The organism is Haloarcula sp. H-hyl6 (assembly GCF_056934455.1).
The window spans coordinates 95,111-111,011 of the sequence record NZ_JBRIIK010000004.1; the positions used below are offsets into that span (position 1 = coordinate 95,111).

14 protein-coding genes and 3 pseudogenes are annotated in these 15,901 nt (G+C 62.3%); 7 read left to right on the forward strand and 10 right to left on the reverse strand.

Features of this window, described 5'->3' with window-relative positions; genetic code table 11:
* Positions 1-79 precede the first annotated feature (79 nt).
* On the forward strand, positions 80-283 hold the full coding sequence (locus Hhyl6_RS21150; protein WP_483741231.1) for a hypothetical protein: 204 nt from the start codon (positions 80-82) through the stop codon (positions 281-283).
* 86 nt (positions 284-369) lie between these two features.
* Here the strand turns inward: Hhyl6_RS21150 and Hhyl6_RS21155 are convergent, their stop codons facing one another.
* Both Hhyl6_RS21155 and Hhyl6_RS21160 read right to left on the reverse strand, forming a co-directional pair.
* Positions 370-786: a DUF8025 family protein gene (locus Hhyl6_RS21155; protein ID WP_483741232.1), complete on the reverse strand. Its 417-nt coding sequence runs from the start codon at positions 784-786 to the stop codon at positions 370-372.
* 74 nt (positions 787-860) lie between these two features.
* Positions 861-1,247, reverse strand: a pseudogene (locus Hhyl6_RS21160) (DUF6735 family protein); the annotation flags it as partial.
* Here Hhyl6_RS21160 and Hhyl6_RS21165 point away from each other — a divergent pair.
* Positions 1,239-1,319, forward strand: a pseudogene (locus Hhyl6_RS21165) (MarR family transcriptional regulator); the annotation flags it as partial. The pseudogenes Hhyl6_RS21160 and Hhyl6_RS21165 overlap by 9 nt on opposite strands.
* A gap of 2 nt (positions 1,320-1,321) precedes the next feature.
* On the opposite strand, the gene Hhyl6_RS21170 reads toward Hhyl6_RS21165, so the two are convergent.
* From Hhyl6_RS21170 to Hhyl6_RS21190, 5 genes and pseudogenes are all read right to left on the reverse strand, one after another.
* The gene (locus Hhyl6_RS21170) at positions 1,322-1,831 is read right to left on the reverse strand and encodes a PIN domain-containing protein (RefSeq protein WP_483741233.1); all 510 of its coding nucleotides are present in this window, start codon (positions 1,829-1,831) and stop codon (positions 1,322-1,324) included.
* Entirely contained in the window at positions 1,828-2,427 is a 600-nt protein-coding gene (locus Hhyl6_RS21175) for a DUF7437 domain-containing protein (RefSeq protein ID WP_483741234.1), read from the reverse strand. Before Hhyl6_RS21175 ends, Hhyl6_RS21170 begins: the two co-directional genes overlap by 4 nt.
* 49 nt (positions 2,428-2,476) lie before the next feature.
* Positions 2,477-2,584 (reverse strand): annotated as a pseudogene (locus Hhyl6_RS21180) (DUF7558 family protein); the annotation flags it as partial.
* 281 nt (positions 2,585-2,865) lie between these two features.
* Entirely contained in the window at positions 2,866-3,915 is a 1,050-nt protein-coding gene (locus Hhyl6_RS21185) for a single stranded DNA-binding domain-containing protein (protein ID WP_483741235.1), read from the reverse strand.
* Positions 3,916-4,993: 1,078 nt separating this feature from the next.
* A complete protein-coding gene (locus tag Hhyl6_RS21190; RefSeq protein ID WP_483741236.1) occupies positions 4,994-5,164 on the reverse strand; it encodes a hypothetical protein in 171 nt (56 codons plus the stop codon).
* Positions 5,165-5,298: 134 nt separating this feature from the next.
* Here Hhyl6_RS21190 and Hhyl6_RS21195 point away from each other — a divergent pair, with 134 nt between their 5' ends.
* Positions 5,299-5,622: a HalOD1 output domain-containing protein gene (locus Hhyl6_RS21195; RefSeq protein WP_483741237.1), complete on the forward strand. Its 324-nt coding sequence runs from the start codon at positions 5,299-5,301 to the stop codon at positions 5,620-5,622.
* Positions 5,623-5,832: 210 nt separating this feature from the next.
* On the opposite strand, the gene Hhyl6_RS21200 is transcribed toward Hhyl6_RS21195, so the two are convergent.
* The 3 genes from Hhyl6_RS21200 to Hhyl6_RS21210 all read right to left on the reverse strand — a co-directional run bounded on the left by Hhyl6_RS21200 (position 5,833) and on the right by Hhyl6_RS21210 (position 6,914).
* Complete coding sequence (locus Hhyl6_RS21200; RefSeq protein WP_483741238.1) at positions 5,833-6,087, reverse strand: hypothetical protein; 255 nt, start codon at positions 6,085-6,087, stop codon at positions 5,833-5,835.
* A 395-nt stretch (positions 6,088-6,482) separates the two neighbouring features.
* Positions 6,483-6,674, reverse strand: coding sequence for a hypothetical protein (locus Hhyl6_RS21205; RefSeq protein ID WP_483741239.1), 192 nt, complete (start codon positions 6,672-6,674; stop codon positions 6,483-6,485).
* A complete protein-coding gene (locus tag Hhyl6_RS21210; RefSeq protein ID WP_483741240.1) occupies positions 6,675-6,914 on the reverse strand; it encodes a hypothetical protein in 240 nt (79 codons plus the stop codon).
* A 150-nt stretch (positions 6,915-7,064) separates the two neighbouring features.
* On the opposite strand from Hhyl6_RS21210, the gene Hhyl6_RS21215 reads away from it, so the two are divergent.
* The 4 genes from Hhyl6_RS21215 (at position 7,065) to Hhyl6_RS21230 (ending at position 15,850) form a co-directional block, all read left to right on the forward strand.
* Positions 7,065-7,559, forward strand: coding sequence for a hypothetical protein (locus Hhyl6_RS21215; protein ID WP_483741241.1), 495 nt, complete (start codon positions 7,065-7,067; stop codon positions 7,557-7,559).
* A 117-nt stretch (positions 7,560-7,676) separates the two neighbouring features.
* Positions 7,677-8,831 (forward strand): TrbL/VirB6 family protein, encoded by a 1,155-nt coding sequence (locus tag Hhyl6_RS21220; protein WP_483741242.1) that lies wholly within the window; start codon positions 7,677-7,679, stop codon positions 8,829-8,831.
* Between the two features lie 87 nt (positions 8,832-8,918).
* Entirely contained in the window at positions 8,919-11,885 is a 2,967-nt protein-coding gene (locus Hhyl6_RS21225) for a VirB4 family type IV secretion system protein (protein ID WP_483741243.1), read from the forward strand.
* Positions 11,885-15,850 (forward strand): DUF8128 domain-containing protein, encoded by a 3,966-nt coding sequence (locus Hhyl6_RS21230; protein ID WP_483741244.1) that lies wholly within the window; start codon positions 11,885-11,887, stop codon positions 15,848-15,850. The genes Hhyl6_RS21225 and Hhyl6_RS21230 overlap by 1 nt, the downstream gene beginning before the upstream one ends.
* Positions 15,851-15,901: the final 51 nt, after the last annotated feature.

Here is a 15,901-nt window from a genome sequence, read left to right on the forward strand (position 1 = left end):
CCACAAATCGATAGACATCGGATAGCCCAAGTGCATACACATGTGGTCAAATGACTCACGGTCACTCCCGGACTGGATCATGGAAGCCTACGAGATCCTCGAGTCTGAAACGGAGTCACCGAAGGAGGGGCTCTCGCGTGACCAGGCCCAGACGTTGTTACGTGCGCACGAGGAGTTCCCAGCTGAGCAAGCAGACATTGAGTATGCTATTGAACGACTGCTCGACTACGGCTGGCTCTACGAGGTTGAGGGCGAACTGCGTATCACTGACTCGGAGTCCTAACCTGAGCACGGGGATCGTTGCTCGCTCTCCCGGCTGCGCCGGCACCCATCGCCGGCGCTCGAAAAGCCTGCTCTGGCGGTTGAGTATCAGGATTCGTCCGCTCGGTCGACAGTGATGTTTAGAGTTCCGGACTCGTAGTCCGCTTCGAAGTCGACGGTGAACGCGTCCGAGTCGTGGGCGGCGTGGTAGGCGCGGTGGCGCTCGAGCGATCCGGTCACCTTGAAGTGGAAGAACGCAGCTGCGGTGTAGGGCTTGCTCTGGGTTTCGATCTGTGTCTCGACCGAGGCAGGAAGCGCGATTTGGGGTGTGTCAGTGTCAATACTCGCAGCGAACTCCTTTACCTCCTCGACGGTCGCTCGCGAATGTGCTGGCGTGTCGCCGGTGAGCACGTTCAGCGGGGTTTCCGTCTCGTCGGTGAACAGGACGTCTTCGAACGTGTGTGTCTCGAGAATCGTCTCGGGATTCAACTCGCAGTTGTGAAACTGGTCGTCGTCTGAGGTCATCAAATTACGAGCCTATGACGGGGCTCACCCATTTTGGCCCCTGAAACACAGCAGCGGCCACGAAGCAGACTGAACTAGGAGTGGTTCAGGATCGCCTTCTCGAAGGGTGATTTTCCGGTCGGAATGAACAGCTCCTGTCGGTCTCCGACCCGTTCGGCGAGCTTCCGTTTCAGATACTGCCTCGTCGTCGACGGCGTGAAGACGCCTTTGTCGATCATGTCGCCGACGACATCTTTGAGAGCCGCGAACTGGCCCTACAGGTGTCCGTCGCCGACCGGATCGCCGTCGTACCAGCGCACCGTCGCGAGCGCGCCGTTCCCGACCATCTCGCCCTGTTCGACCGTCTCTGAGTCGTACTGCAGGCCGAACCACAGCGTCCGAGAGGCGGTCACCTCGAACGTCGTCGATACCACGAAAAACGCCTCGTGGTAGAGGTAGTCGAGGTGGTCGTCAACGGCATCTACGATATCACGCGAACGGAAGAGCAGTATCTCGCCGGCGACCCCGACGCTCGTGACCTAGAACCCGAATAGCGTCAGCTGTCTCCGGCGACCAAGTCCTCGATGAACCGGAAGCCGTTCACGAACGTCATCGAATCCCCGTAGCCCTCACTAGCAAGCACAGTTTCGGCACCCTCACCGGCTGCGATATCGGTCGTGTAGATGTACACTTCGGTCGCCGACCCCGTACTAAGGTGTTGGGCAGCCAGGGCGGCGAGGGCCGCGTCCGCCCGTTCGACCTCGTCTGCGGGCCGGTCGTCGGCGTTCGCGATGTACCGCTGGACGCCGTCCATCACCCGCGAGACGATCGGCTCGGAGAATTCGAGCGGTGCCGCAACTGTTGCCCACCTCTCGTCGACCGCAGCGTCGATGGACGGGCCCTCAACGTCGGGGTCGTCGACGATCAGTTCCTCATACACCCGCTCGGGCAGGACCAAGGTAATGTCGTTCCGGCGAGCGAACCGGCGAACAGCCTGGTACCGGCTGTTCGAGGGCTGCCCCATCGCGACGAACAGGCCGGTGTCGGCGATCTGGAGCGCGCTCACGCGTCGTCAGCGGTGCCGTCGTCGTCGATGTCCAACTCATCGAGCGACGCCCCTGCCTCCACGATATCGGAGTGCTCGAGAACCACGGGCCGAAGCGCCTGCAGAATCATCTCCGCAGCTAGCGGGGAGATATCGAGGTCCTCAGCCATCAGCCGGTGAGTTACCTCGCCGCGTTCGCGGGCGACGGCGTAGGTGAGCGCCGTCGCGAGCCCGGCGACCCCGTGGCGGTCGATGTAGGTGTCAATATCGGCGTTGGTCTCCCGGCGGCCGACCGCGTCGATCAGCGCCGGCGTGATCGTGTACTCGCGGTCGCCGGCGGCCGTCGTCACGGTTAGGTCGATCTCGTGGGCGTCGTACCGACGGGGCTGCTCGTCCTGCGTAACTTCGACGACGCCGGCGTCGACGAGCCGATTGACGTAGCTGTAGGCCGTCCCCTGGGCGAGCTCAAGGTCGTCTATCACGTCTTGGACAGTCGCCTCGCCCTCCCGAGCGAGATACGCGTACAACTGGGCCAGCTGTGGGTCCTCCAGCAAGTCCGCGACCGAGAGGAAATCCCGAACGATGTCGCCGTCGGCGCGATTTGAGGTGCGTGACACGGGTTGATCTTGATTACAGATTACAGTGAAACAATAAAGAGTGTTTGGGTCACTCTGCGGGCGTTGTGATGAGGTGTTCCTCAAGGTCGCGCGTCCAGTACGTCACCAAGCTACCTGGGTTACACCGCTCGCACAGCCGCAACTGGCTTTTGAGATGTGCAACAGGTGGGACCGCGCGCAGTCGAAAACACTCGCAGACAGTTCTCCCTGCCCTGCTGGCTGGCCCACGCGAGCGTCCCACCAGAAGCCCGATAACTCTGGATACCCGTCCCGACTGACCCACCTTGACACTGTTTGCGGCCCCAGCCCCAATCCGTGCGCGTGGTTGGCTCGTCGCCGCCCCGGCCCTGCCGGTGGGCGGCGACGAGGCCGCGTGCGCGAGGTGGCTCCGCCCTGCCTTGCTCGTCCTCGACGGCAAAGCCGCCGACCGAGTCGGGATTAGTCGGCCAGCGTCACCTCAACAGCCTTCTCCATATCCATCTGGTTGACCCACGCGTGAGTGTCTGATTCCACATCCCACGGCGCGAGTCGGGAGATGTCACCGGCACAGCCAAACGATGCGCGACAGTCGCCGGTCGGAGCGGGACCGTCACCGCGGTCGAGGATGCACATGGTCGTCTTGCTCGTCACAGCCAGCGTCTTCAGCCCGTTGTACTCGCCGGGCTTGCCAGCACAGATACGCACGCGGTCGCCTTCGTGGAGGGTGCGCACCATCGTGCCACCGTGGACGGATTTGACCCAGACCGTGACCTTCACCGTGTCGCCGTCGTCGTCCTCGACGTAGGCGACCTGATACTGATTCGGGGCGGCGGGGTCCTCGATGAGATGAGTGACCGTTCCCTCGATGGTGGCTTCGTAGCCGTGTGGATTCATGTCCGCGACGGGCACCGGCGCGTTCATCGCGGCGCGGGCGGCCGTGAGTGCGTCGAAGACACCATCGAAGCGTGAGTCACTATCGGTCGTGTGAGTGGCGACGAGGCGGCTTGCTGCGGCGGTGCTGATACCCGTCTTGTCGCTGACCGTGGTGGCGTCTTGGTTGACAGCGGCCAGCGCGTCGGCGTCCATCTCCTCACGAGGGTCGGGTTCGGCTTCGAAGTTGTCTGGTCGTTCAGTTTCGCTGGTGGTGAGCTGGCGAGCGGAGGCTTCGCGGTCGATATCGTCGGCGTGGGCATCGCGGGCCTGCTTGGAGTGTCGGGCCTGTTCGGCGTTTTCACCGTGGCGTTGTTCTTGGGCAGCTAGCGTCTCACCGTGGCGGCGATCCGGTGCGACATCGGTCGAACGAGTCCAGTCGTAGTCGTTCTGGCGAGCGTAGTAGTTGCCCCGCGAGTCACTGCCGCGGTTGGGGCGGTAGTCGAGTTCGTCGCCGTTCGCCGTCTCGGCGACTTCCTGTAGAAGATGCTCGGGACCGCCGTCGACGTGCGCGCCGAGTCGCAGCTGCTGGTCGATATCGGACGATGCTTTCTTACTGCCGGAGTCGTTAGCGTACATTGTCTTCTTGCGCCTACGGGAAGACACTTGTCGGGTGCTACAACACCCGATTTCCTGCGGCGTGAAACAGCCTTCGTGAGCGCCGCGTGTCGTGTCTTTCCGTACATAAGTCCACGGGTGCATAGTACTTAAAACCAACGACTAAATAGGATTGCTTTAAGTGGAATTGAATGGCGATAGAGTGGCTTAGAAGGCGTATTTCTGACTTCAGATTTTGGCGACAGTATTATATAAATGCGAGTTGGTAGGATACCTTCGACGGCGGGGGACATCTTGTGCGGTCGCGGTTCCGTGAGCATCCCGCGGGGCCGCCCGAGTGCTGGATGGGTGAAAGCCCGGCACGGCCACCGGCCGCGCCCGGAACACAGCGAACGGTGCGCGGTCGCGTGCGACCGCGAGAGACGAACGGCGCAGCCGTGAGTCAGTGAGCGTCCTCGTTCCGGCGAGGGAGGGCGGTCCCGAGGTTCTGCTGTTGCGGTCGGATGGGACTGAAAGGGGCACGGCGCTGGCGCATGCTGTTGTCGGGTCAGCGACCCTTCTCCGAGCGTAGCGAGGAGATGTCGCTGAGCGACCGCCAGCGGCGTGGGGCTTTCAAGCTGTGCTGGGCCGACGTCGACGCCGTCGTAGTGGAGATCTAGCTTTCATAATCAGGTGTCATTTCAGATGTACCGTTGTTAGTGACGCCAATTCTCCCTGCAACACTGCGCCTACTTCTGCTCCAAACGAACCCACTCTATGAGTGTCTAGTCGTAATCTCAGTACTCTACCTCGTTGTAGTGCCTCTTTGACGACTACCTGTACCCGCTACTTTTCTGCCGGATGGATCTCTGTCGACCCGACGATCGAACCCCCCGGCTACGGTATGGGAAACACAGCCGCCCAGCGGCGGCTGACACCGCTGCCTGCGATACACCAGCCGAGCCTCTCCGGAGCTTGGTTCGTCAGTCCCACGCCAACTGCACGCCGTTCATCGAGTTGTGAAGCCCGACCGCCAGCCCATGTCATCGTTCACCGGAAAGCCGGTGTGGATCGGCACCACCTACGTCGAAAGCAACCCAGCGGTAGTTCGTGTCACCAGCTATTCTGGCTGGAGTCTGCTGCTCTGGAGATTTACTCTGGCAGGCAGTGTTGCTGAGGCGAGAATATTGTCTTCTCCGTCCGTTGTTGTGTACCCGATGAACACCTCGGCAATATCCTCGGATTCCTGTATTTCGAGCGAGAGATCGATGGGAGGGGTCTGGTCTTCCATCGACTACATCAAACAGACGTCGCACTGTTTGTTAGTCACTTTGTTACTACCCACAGTGGTGGGTTCTGGTTAGTTACCAGCTACGTGTGCGTGGCCTTATAAGACAGACAGTGATACGGGCGACTGTAACGAAAATGAGCGCACAGGGCGCAGTACGAGACCAGAACGCTGGAATCGAACTTAAAGAACGTGCTGATGGACGGTACGCAGTCAATCTGGGACGCTATGCGGACGAGCCACTGAGTACGGTGATTATTTGTTCGGTGGCGGCCGTCGTCGGTAAAGACCCGATCACCCTCGATTCGCTTCGGGCTGTCATCGATCCAGAGGCGCTTGAGGCGGTCGCGAACTCAACCACTGATGGTACCATCTCGTTCAGATACAGTGGCTGCAGTATCTCGATTGAGTGTGGGAGCACACTCTACATCCGTCCCGAATCCGACGCTGCCATGGCCTAATCACTTGGACGCAGACAGCTATCCGAGAGCTGGAAAGGCCATCTCTGCTGTCACTGTCTCCTTCAGCGGGTGAACGAGATCTAACGAGCACGGATCGGAAGTTTGCAGACCATCACAGAGAGACATCGGCTTTCGAGACGTACATTAGCAGAGATTTTCTCGCACAGGAACACAGAAACCACGGATGGGGTCCACTCGAACTAGCGCAACTCAAAGTGACGTGACCCACTCGGGCGCACAGTCGTGAGTGCCGCCATAGATCGATCCGTCGGGATACTGGTCGGCGTCGGCCTCAACGGCGACGATCACGTCGCCGGCGCTTAGCGAAATCCCGGTCACCGTGCCGACGACCTCGTCGAGTGGACCCACGCCCTCAGACCAGTCGACACGAACGCGGTCGCCGTCGTCGAACGCGTACTGCTCGAAGCTGACGTCTTGATGATTGCTCACTGGAGATGCCTCCACTCTCCGAGGGAGGCACAAAATCGATGGAGACAGCTGGCTAACCAACAGACCACATTCAGAAGGAGAGTTGTTGGTTAGCAACACTCCGGCTTAGTGTTCTTGACACTCAGCATTCGCCGAATCCGACACCGAGGCGATCGAACCGCTCCGAATCACACTGTGGGCAGGTGGTCGACAAGCCCTCGATTGCGTCCGTAACGACGCAGTATCCTCCTCGACGATGTCTCCCCGCGCTAACGCTGACTGGGACTGACTGTCGTGCTGGTCAGCATCGAGAGTGAAAGGACGCCCCGCGCTAGAACACGGGGCGAGGTGGTCTGCGCCCCCTCTCTCGCAAGTAGGCAACGCGGACCACCGCTAGGTGAGACAGCGCGACTGAAAAGGGTACGGTTCGGTCAATTGAAACCGACGAGACGGCGACCAACCCATCGCGCGAAATATATTGCGACCAACAACCCAGCGGCCTGGCTGACCGGGGACTCAAACGCCAAGAGCGGGATAGAGATCGCGATGAGGGCAATACCCAGATAGACCAGAAATCCCACGATCCTTCGGGTTGCGACCTCAACGACGTCGGCGACGGACATTCAGCCTTCGCCCCCGTGTGCTTGTTCCTCAAGGAGATCGTCGAACACGGCGGCAAGGTCGTCGTCAACTGGACGTGGATTGTACCCGGTACTGTCATCGAGGGCGATGAGGAGGCGAGCAGCGAGTTCGTATGCCTCGTATACTTCGATATCTCGCCGACCAGCGACGTCTTTGATTGCGCCATGCAGCGCGTATTCGATGTAATAGTGCGGTCGCGTCCCGTCGTGATCCTCCGCCATTTGTGGGTCGCTATTTCCCCCGAACAGTCATAGTTGTTTGGACCGATTAGGTCTTATTAGGACCAAACATTTATTGCTAGTGGGAGTGTTGCCTAGAATAGGCGTAGGAGGTGCTAGAACACCGATGACGTACGCCCCCTCTCTCGCACCATGTTCGAGCTATCACTCCCCGAGAGGCTCGGGGACACGGCAGCAGCGGTAGTCGACCGTCTCGACGCGGTCGAACGTACGATCCTCAATCAGCTGTCCTTCCAGCAGGTACGCTCGGTCGCGATCCTGCTGGGGACGGCCGCGACGACGTCGGGCGTTGCCGCCGCCCAGAGCGTGAGTGAAGTGGGAAGCGCCATGTGTGGCTCCGGCGTCGGACAACTCGTCGGATTCGGATTCATCGCCGGATCGCTGTACTTCGTGTTGAAAGGCGTCGCGAAGGCCATGACGGCGATGGACAAAATGGGGTCGACGAAACAACAGTCGGCTCGCGAAGGGAAGGAGGCGATGGCCGGCTCGGCCAAGACCTTCTCGGCGGCGTTCATCCCGGCCGTCGCCGCGGGCGTGTTCGAGGTGCTCGGCATCTCGACGGTCTCCTGTATGTCGCCGAGTCAGTGGAGCGTCATAATGGCGGGCATCGCCGCACTCCCGGTCTGACAGAGACTGCCCGTGCCCGACACGTCTTCTGCACCATCGCCCGGAGACACGCCCACGCCCCCCTCAACGAACGCGACGAATGGGACCGCGGCAGCAGGAAATGCGGGTAACGATCTGTTGCCATCACCGATAGAGACGGTGAAATCGGTGGTCGAGTGGGCGGTTGAGTCGTTCGTCGACGGCGTGACGAAACTTCTGGAAGCGTTCAATGGGTTCGTGTTCGGGATCCACCTTCCGGGACGTGCCGGCGACGTCTCAACATGGGGGCCACCGGAGGCTGGCCTGTGGTCAGGCGCGTGGGCGTTGTATTGGACGCTCGTTCCGCTGGCGCTTGCACTCCTCACCTTCCAAGCAATGCGTGCACAGGGGAGTCTTTCCTCGCGAGAGACGACAGCGAAACTCGGCGAAATCGGGAAGTGCGTCGCACTAATTCTCGCGGGGTGGCCGGTCGCGATCGGCGGCTTGCACCTCGCCGACTCGATTGCGATGGCTATTGCGCCGGACGCATCGGCGCTGCTGGCCTCGCCCGACGGAATCGGCAAACTCGGGCTGGGGATACTCGTCGGCGGCCTATTGCTGACTACCCAGTCCGGTCTCGTCGCGACAGCAGTCCTGATCGTGTTCGTCGAACACGTCATCCTCGTCGCGGCTGTCGCTGGGTGGCCCATCTGGTGGGCGCTTCGCCCCTCGGACACGGGGTTTGCGAACGCGGCTTCGGGAATCGGCCTCTCGATGTACGTCGGCGTCGCTGGTGCGAAGGTCGTCCAGGCCTGTATCGTCTTTTTCGTCTTTCACAGCGAGTGGTCGCTGGCCGGCGGCGCTGGTGACCTCGTCCTCTCGCTGCTGGGGTCGGCAGTCGGTCTCGGTGTCGCCTTCGTCGGCGTCCCCGTCGTCATCGGCCGCAACTTCGTTCCCGAAGTGATGACCGTCCTCGGGACGCCGGGTGTGAAAGTCGCTGAGTCCTCGGCTTCGGTCGCGAGGGACCGGGCCGGTAGCGCGGCCGGGACAGCCAGTGACTACGCCTCGTCGGCTCGGTCCCGAGCGGCGACGGCCGCGCCTTCGTCGATACCGTCTCCGACGTGGTCAAGCGGCAGCACCGGCGGGGAGGCCAGCGCTGCCCGGTCAGTCCCCGACGACTACACGCCCTCGCCGGAACCTGGCGCCCGACAAACATCCTCGACATCGGCGAATAACAGCGACGCCTCGTCGAATAGTACTGCGAACACGACAACCAGAAAGCGACGTATCGAGGGCCTCGATGGGCGATACTGACCTCCTCACTTTCAGAAGCCAATGAGTAACACCTCTCAGACGACAGACCAGACACGCAAAGACCCCGGTCAGGTAGTCCCGCCGCGCGTGGACACTGACCCGGCACTACTCGGTGGCTACACCTGGAGCGACATGAAGGCCTACGCACCAGCGGTGGCCTCGCTTCTCGGGAGTGGCGTCGGTATGGCGACGTCGTCGACAGCGCTCGCTGTCGGCGGCCTCGCTGGTGGCCTCGGGTTCGGCCTCACCGGCACGTACCTCCGAGTGTCTGATCGGGCCTATACGTCGCCGCGCGACCGTGTGTCGGCGTGGGCATCACACCTTCGGCGGCAGTATCTCGACAGTCCCGATGACATCCTCGCCGACGTAACGGGCGTCTGTGGCGTCACCGAACGTGGATTCCTCGTGATGGACGATGGCCGATTCGTCGTGCCGATCCCAGTCGAACCCCGGAACTCGGCACTCCTCAACGCCGATCAACGGCACAGCCTCGCGGCGTCGCTGTCGTCGGCGATCGACGAACAGCTGACCGACATGCCGTTTCGGTTCTATTCGACGACCCGCGAATCCGACGTCGACGACGTCGCCGAGCGCTACGAACGGCGTGCTCTTGACCCGGAGACGGACGCCCTGCAACAGTCGGTCCTCCTCGACGTTGCCGACTGGCTGATTGAGGCCGACGCCCCGAACTGGGAGGCTCGGGAGTGGCGGCATTACGTTGTCGTCGAGGCCGACGCGAGTGCGGTGACGGGCGTTGAGGAGCCGTCGTTCATCGATATGCTGAACCCGCTGGCTGATGCCGACGCAGTCTCCAGTAGTGCAGTTGAGGCGACGCTCGCCGACCGCGTTGAGACGGTGCGGGCGGCTATCGGGAGTGTCACAGGCGTGGAGGCGCGCGCCCCGACGCCTCGTGAGTCGTTGACCGTGGCGCGGGGATATTGGGGGCGCGACGACGATCTCCCCGAAGACCTCGTTGAGGATCTTCTCGACACCGACCATGACGATGACCTCGCCGATCGTCTTACCCGTGTCCTCGAACCCGAGACGTGGGACCCTCGCAACGGGTGGGTACAGGTCGGCGACCAGTACGCGACGGCCCTTTGGCTAGCCGAGTACCCAACCGAGACAGCGAGTTTGTGGTTGAAAGACCTCTGCACGCTTCGCGGCGTCAACGTCGATGTGACGGTGAATGCCGACACCGTTCCGCTTGATGACGGCGTGTACGAGGCCGGGGCGAAGGCGGCCGATATTGGCTCCGAGGGCGAAGAACGCGCTGAAGAACGGGATGTCACGGCCATGGACACCGAGACCGCCGGCGATGCCACGCGGAAGATGCGTGAATTGTTTCGGCAGACCCCCTCCCAACCGTGGCGACTCTCGACCTATGTCGTGGTCCGGGCCGACGATCGGGACGCCCTCGACGCCGCCACTGACGAACTGGCGACGTTCGAGGACATCGAGGGGGCGAAACGGCGGGCTCTCCAGACGGCCCGGGAGACGGTACGCGATACGCTGACGGGTGCGCCGGCGAACACGACGCCCGTTGCTCCCGGCGCCGCCCAAGAGTGTGCCTTCCTTGCCGCCTCACCACTGATGGGTGACCGGTGGGACGCCGAGACGGCAGCAGCAAAGGACCGCCTCGTTCCCGGCGCTGTCATCGGGTCAATGTTCCCGTTCGCCGCGACGTCGCTTCGCGAGGAGACGGGAATGGACTGGGGGCGCAACGAGGAGAATGGGTCACACTTCCGTCTCTCGCCGTTCGAGCGTGGTGGTGGGCCGCACATGCTGACGATCGGGCAGACGCGGTCGGGCAAGACCTACTCGGCGAGCAAAGCGGCGCTCCGGTGGTATCTCGAACGTGACGACCGGACGCTCATCGTGTGTGATACGCAACGTGGGTTCGACGGGTTGACCCAACTCTGCGACGGTGAGCACATCGTCGTCGACGGCAATCAGTCAGTCAACCCCCTTCGTATCGAGCCCTCACCAGTGCATCGCGCCGAGGGCGCCGACGAGTTTCGCATGACCGTCGAAGAGACGGTCGGCTTTTTGGTCGGCTTGCTTCAGGCCGACGACGTCGCCGACGCCGGCGAATACGCCCCGCTGCTAGCCCAGGCCGCCGAACGAACACTCACAAACGCGGGCATCGACCCGGGCCAGCCCGAAACCTTCGACGCGGGGAATCCGAACCTCGCAGATCTCCTCGAGACGCTCACCGACATGACCTCGAATCCCGAGGACTACACGATGGCCGACGGTGAGGGCCACGAGGGCGAGACGCACCTCGAGCAGGTCGGCGAACTGCTGACGAAACTCCGCTCGTTCCAGGAGGGTGGGAAATACGCGAGTCTCCTTGGATCCGACGAGTTGGGACTTCTCGACGACGGCGTCGACATGGCGTATCTCGACCTGCACGCCGTCGGTGGCAGTGATGACGCCGAGAAATCGGCGAACCTCCAGTTGATGCTCTCGCAAGTGCGAGAGAAAATTAAGCAAACCGACGGCGAGGTGGTCTGTATGTTCGACGAGGCACACGTGCTTCTCGACGCCGACCGGACGGCCGACTGGTTACAGAAGGCCGCCCGGGAGTTCGCTCGGTATGACGCCTCACTGTGGTTCCTCTCACAGTCACCGAAGGACTTCGTCTCGGGGGAGGGCGAGACCGACGCTCGGGATACGATACGCGCCCAGTGTTCGACGATTCATTTCTTCCGTACACCCCGTGTTTCCGCTGATGTCCTCGACCAGTTCGGTCTCAACAGCTCCCAGCAGGAGTTCGTGCAGGACATGGCCGTACGCGGGAAAGAGGCCCGAGGGTACTCCGAGTGCCTCATCGATGCCGAAGACGTCGAGGGGTGGATTCCGTGCTACGTCGAGGCCACGCCGCTGGAAGATCGAGTGCTCACTTACTCTCGCAGAGACTCGGGAGGACATAGATCGGCAAGAGAGGACTTTATCGAGTATATGACGGCGTGGACGGGCGGCGACTTGAGCGGTGAGAGTGACCACTCACAGCCAGCTGACGCGACCGGTGAGGATGGGGGGAGAGAGTAATGGGGCTCCTCGACCACTTCGCCTCGACGACCGACACGGAGACGTCGGACTATGAGACCGCGCGTGTTGATGCCGACCTCGCCAAGGCGCTGACCACGCCTGGCGAGCGTGAGGCGATCTCGGTGCGACCAAACCGCGACAACGGCGGGATCGAGGCGATGGACAGCGTCTTAGAGTCACTCCACTCTGTCGAGACGTCGTCGGGACTTCTTCGAGGGAGTGACGAGAACATCAGCCCTGCTCACTCGTTCGAGGTGCGCTATACGCGACCCAACGATGGCGGCGACCGTGTGCTGTCGCTTCGCTACATTGCTGGCGACGATCGCATGGACGGCCCACTGGAACGACAGCTAACCTCGCAGTATCCCGACTCGCAACTCTCCCGAACCTCCTCAGAGTTACTCTCCGGGAGTGGCGTCGAAGGCCGGCACATCGCCGGGGCGCGACTGCATCTGCGGCGCTATACACTGTACCCCATCAAGAACGTGGACTTGCCGGGGTTCACCACCGACCCAATGGGGAGTATCCTCAAGGAAATGGTCGGCCAGCAGGCCGAGGACGCTACGGACGCCGACGTGATCGTCCAAATCCAGTTCAAGCCCGCCAAGCGGGACTGGACAGACGGCGTCGGGAACGGCCACGGCGTCCTCGACGATAGCGACGAACGGGTACGCGGCGACCCGAGTATCAAGTCCCTAGCGCTCAACCTTCGGGAACCGACGTATGAGAAACAGTGGCGACTCTTCACCCGGGAGACGATCGAATATCCGCCCTCGAAGGTCGAGAAACAGGTCGCAAAACTCCTCGAAGAACAGCAAGGTGAGAAGGGCTGGCGGCTGTGCCTCCGGGTGTTCGCGATCTCTGACGACCCCGATGTCGCGGTCTCGCGAGCCAGCAGCACCGCCGGAATGTTCCGGAACTTCTACGAGAACAACGCCGAGCAGACGTTCATCCCCGACCCGCTCGATGGGAGAGAGCTACGCGACGTCGCCGCGAAAGCCGCTTCCCGGGAGTGGACCGACCACGGGATCGTCAAGGCCCAACGAGAAGTCGCCGGCCTGCTGAACGTCCCCGAGGCCGACCACGTTGCTACGAACAAAATGCGGTGGTCGATGTCCCGACCGGGGGAGGGGATTCCACCGGGGACGCCGCGTTTCGACTTTCAGGCCCACGACGTCGCTGGGGTCGACGGCGACACCCAACAGGTGGCGATGCTTGACGAAAGTGATGAGGGCGATCCCTACTGGTACGGGTTCGGCAGTCGCCACGGCGTCGAAGCTGGCGTGACGCCCGAAACCCTCGAGACGCACCAGTTCGTCGGCGGCGGAACGGGGAAGGGAAAGACGACGTGGTTGGTCAATTTCGCCAGCCAGGTCATGCAGCGTGGCCACGGCGCGCTGATCTTCGACCCGAAGGGGAAGGACGCCGACGAGTTCGTCCGGGAATGGCCCGACGACCGCGATCGCGAGGATTTCGTGTTCGTCGATCTCACCGACGAGTTCGATAAGCAGGTCCGGTTCAACTTCCTCGAAGTGCCGAGTGACGCCGCTCCCGACAGTCGGCAGTTCGCCTCGACCGTCGAGGCGCTGTGTGACGATCTCGCGAGTATGATCGCACTGGCCGGCGGGCAAGACAACTATTGGGGTGCTCGCATGGATCGGGTCGTACGGACGTTCATCCGTGGGATGGCGAAGTCGGGCAAAACGTGTACGCTGCTCGACCTCGCGGCCCTCTGTACGGCCGAGGAGAACCGCTCGCGATTCACGGAGTGGATGGACCGCGAACGGCTCCAGTTCATCAAACGAACGGCCGAACGGATCGAGGGCTTCGACGACGCCGACCTCGAACCGCTGGCCGGCCGGCTCGATCAGTGGATTCAGAACGACGCGATTCGGGATCTGATTGCGGCCCGAGAGTCGACAGTCAGCATCCGCGAGGTCGTACGCGAGGGGAAGGTCGTTGTCGTGCGAAACGCGCCGTCATCGGGGGAGACGGAGAAACGTCTGTTCGCGACGGCCCTGATTCGCCGGGCGTGGGTGGCGGCCCGCGAGAACACCGACGCGCCGCCGTTCTACGTTGTGTGTGACGAGTTCGACAGTATCGTCTCCGAACGCACGGATATCGCGAGTATCCTCTCAGAAGCGCGGGCCTTCGAGTTCTGCCTGACGCTGTCGTGTCAGAACCCCTCGAATCAACTCCCCGAACGAGTGCAGAAGGCCATCGAGAACCAGTGCGAGACGTTCATCTCGTTCAACCCCGGGGGACGGGACGACGCGCGCCTGATTGCTGGCCAGCATTCCCGCGACGTCGAGCAAGCGGATCTGACGAACCTCTCGAAGTATCGCTTCTACATGCGAACCCACGATGCCGACGACGAACTAACCCACTCCTACAAGGTCGATGCCTTCCCACCGATCGGCGAGACGAGACCACGAGTATCCGGCGACGCCGGGTTGTCCGACGACACCCTCCAGGAACTGAAACACGAGAGCGTCGAGCGGTACGGCGAAGAGGCCGAGACGCCCGCACAGCAGCGACAGGCGAGTCACTTCTACGGTGAGGATGAGAACGGTGATGTCGAAGCCGGGGCTAGCGGTGGCGACAGTCACGATGCTCGGGTCAATACTCAGGGTCACGAGCGGGCTGTACTGAAAGCCGTGTTCGACGAATCGATTTACACTGACGATGTCGAGACGGGTGGCTACGTCCCGAAAAGTAACGTCGAGGCTCGGATACGCGACTACCTCGATGCTGGCGGCGACGGGATAGCGAAGGTATGGGACGTCGTCGAGAGAGTTCCCGAGGACCGCCTCGACCGGGAGCATCGCGACGGAGAGACGCACCTTCGAACAACCGACCGCGGACAGGCTGAGGTGTTCGCATCGGGAGACGACGAGAATGCCGGCGGCCTGGAACACCGGCAGTTGCTTCGCGATAGTTACGTCCCGCTGACTCGTCTCGGACTGTGCGTCGACATCGTGCAGCAGGACGGCGACGACGACCTCCCCGACGCACGCGCCACCCCTGAACCCATACGCGACGTCGACGTCGAGGCGCTATCGCTGGCTGAGACGCGCGTGGTGGCCGAAAACTTCGCCGAGCAGCATCCGATCCTCAATGTGCTGACGGGCGGCGAGACAGTCGCTGTCGAGGCCGAGTGTGAGACATCGGGCAAACCCGGCCAGACGATCAAGAACCTCGCAAAAGCCCACGAGAGTGGCGAGAAGTGCGTCATAGTCGCGCGTCCCGAGGACGCCCGGCGCGTCGAAGGAGCGCTGACTGACCCACCGTTCGTCCGCGATATCGACGAGGACGGGACGCGCACGTTCTATAACCGCCGAGACCTGTGGGTCGACGGCGAGCGTATGCTTCGGCCAGCGGGCGCTCGGGAAACCGTGTGGCGGTTCGACCCCGAGCGAGAGACATACATTCTCGCCGATAGCGACGGCCGAGAACTAGCGACGTTCGGCGACGCCGAGGCCGTATTTGAGGACGCCAACGCCTACCCGGCGACCGAGGCCGACGTCGCCGACCCCGACGAGTGGCGACAAGTCAGAAAGCCGGTCCTTCCCGAGCGACTGTTCGACGGCGAGACGCCCGACCGCGACGCCTGGGCCCTCGTCGTTCTCGACCCCGACGAGCTGGCGACCGACCTTGCACGCCGAGCGGACGGCGAACTGACGCCCCTCAGTGGCGACCGGACGACAACTGTCGGGGGCAACCACCCCGATCCCGAGAACCTCAATGTCTCCGAGGATGCTCGCGCGCTGTACGACTGCCTCCTCGCCCACGGCGAGGCTGTCACTATCTCCGAAGCCGTCGACCTGGCGGCCGCCGACAGCCGGGAGTGTCTCGACGTTTCCCGACGCACGATCTCGAAGCGCATCGACGAGCTGACCGATGCTGGCGCGCTCGCCGAGGGAGACTATCGCCAAGACGCTGGAAAGGAGTATCAGTTTCCTTAGATATAGTTCGCGATCCGGTTTGATTCTCTTGGTCCCAGATTCGACCCCAAT

Coding starts and splice junctions, on each gene's coding strand:
- Hhyl6_RS21150 (WP_483741231.1), top strand. CDS start 80: ATGGAAGCCTACGAGATCCTCGAGTCTGAAACGGAGTCACCGAAGGAG.
- Hhyl6_RS21155 (WP_483741232.1), bottom strand. CDS start 786: ATGACCTCAGACGACGACCAGTTTCACAACTGCGAGTTGAATCCCGAG.
- Hhyl6_RS21185 (WP_483741235.1), bottom strand. CDS start 3,915: ATGTACGCTAACGACTCCGGCAGTAAGAAAGCATCGTCCGATATCGAC.
- Hhyl6_RS21190 (WP_483741236.1), bottom strand. CDS start 5,164: ATGGAAGACCAGACCCCTCCCATCGATCTCTCGCTCGAAATACAGGAA.
- Hhyl6_RS21195 (WP_483741237.1), top strand. CDS start 5,299: ATGAGCGCACAGGGCGCAGTACGAGACCAGAACGCTGGAATCGAACTT.
- Hhyl6_RS21205 (WP_483741239.1), bottom strand. CDS start 6,674: ATGTCCGTCGCCGACGTCGTTGAGGTCGCAACCCGAAGGATCGTGGGA.
- Hhyl6_RS21210 (WP_483741240.1), bottom strand. CDS start 6,914: ATGGCGGAGGATCACGACGGGACGCGACCGCACTATTACATCGAATAC.
- Hhyl6_RS21215 (WP_483741241.1), top strand. CDS start 7,065: ATGTTCGAGCTATCACTCCCCGAGAGGCTCGGGGACACGGCAGCAGCG.
- Hhyl6_RS21230 (WP_483741244.1), top strand. CDS start 11,885: ATGGGGCTCCTCGACCACTTCGCCTCGACGACCGACACGGAGACGTCG.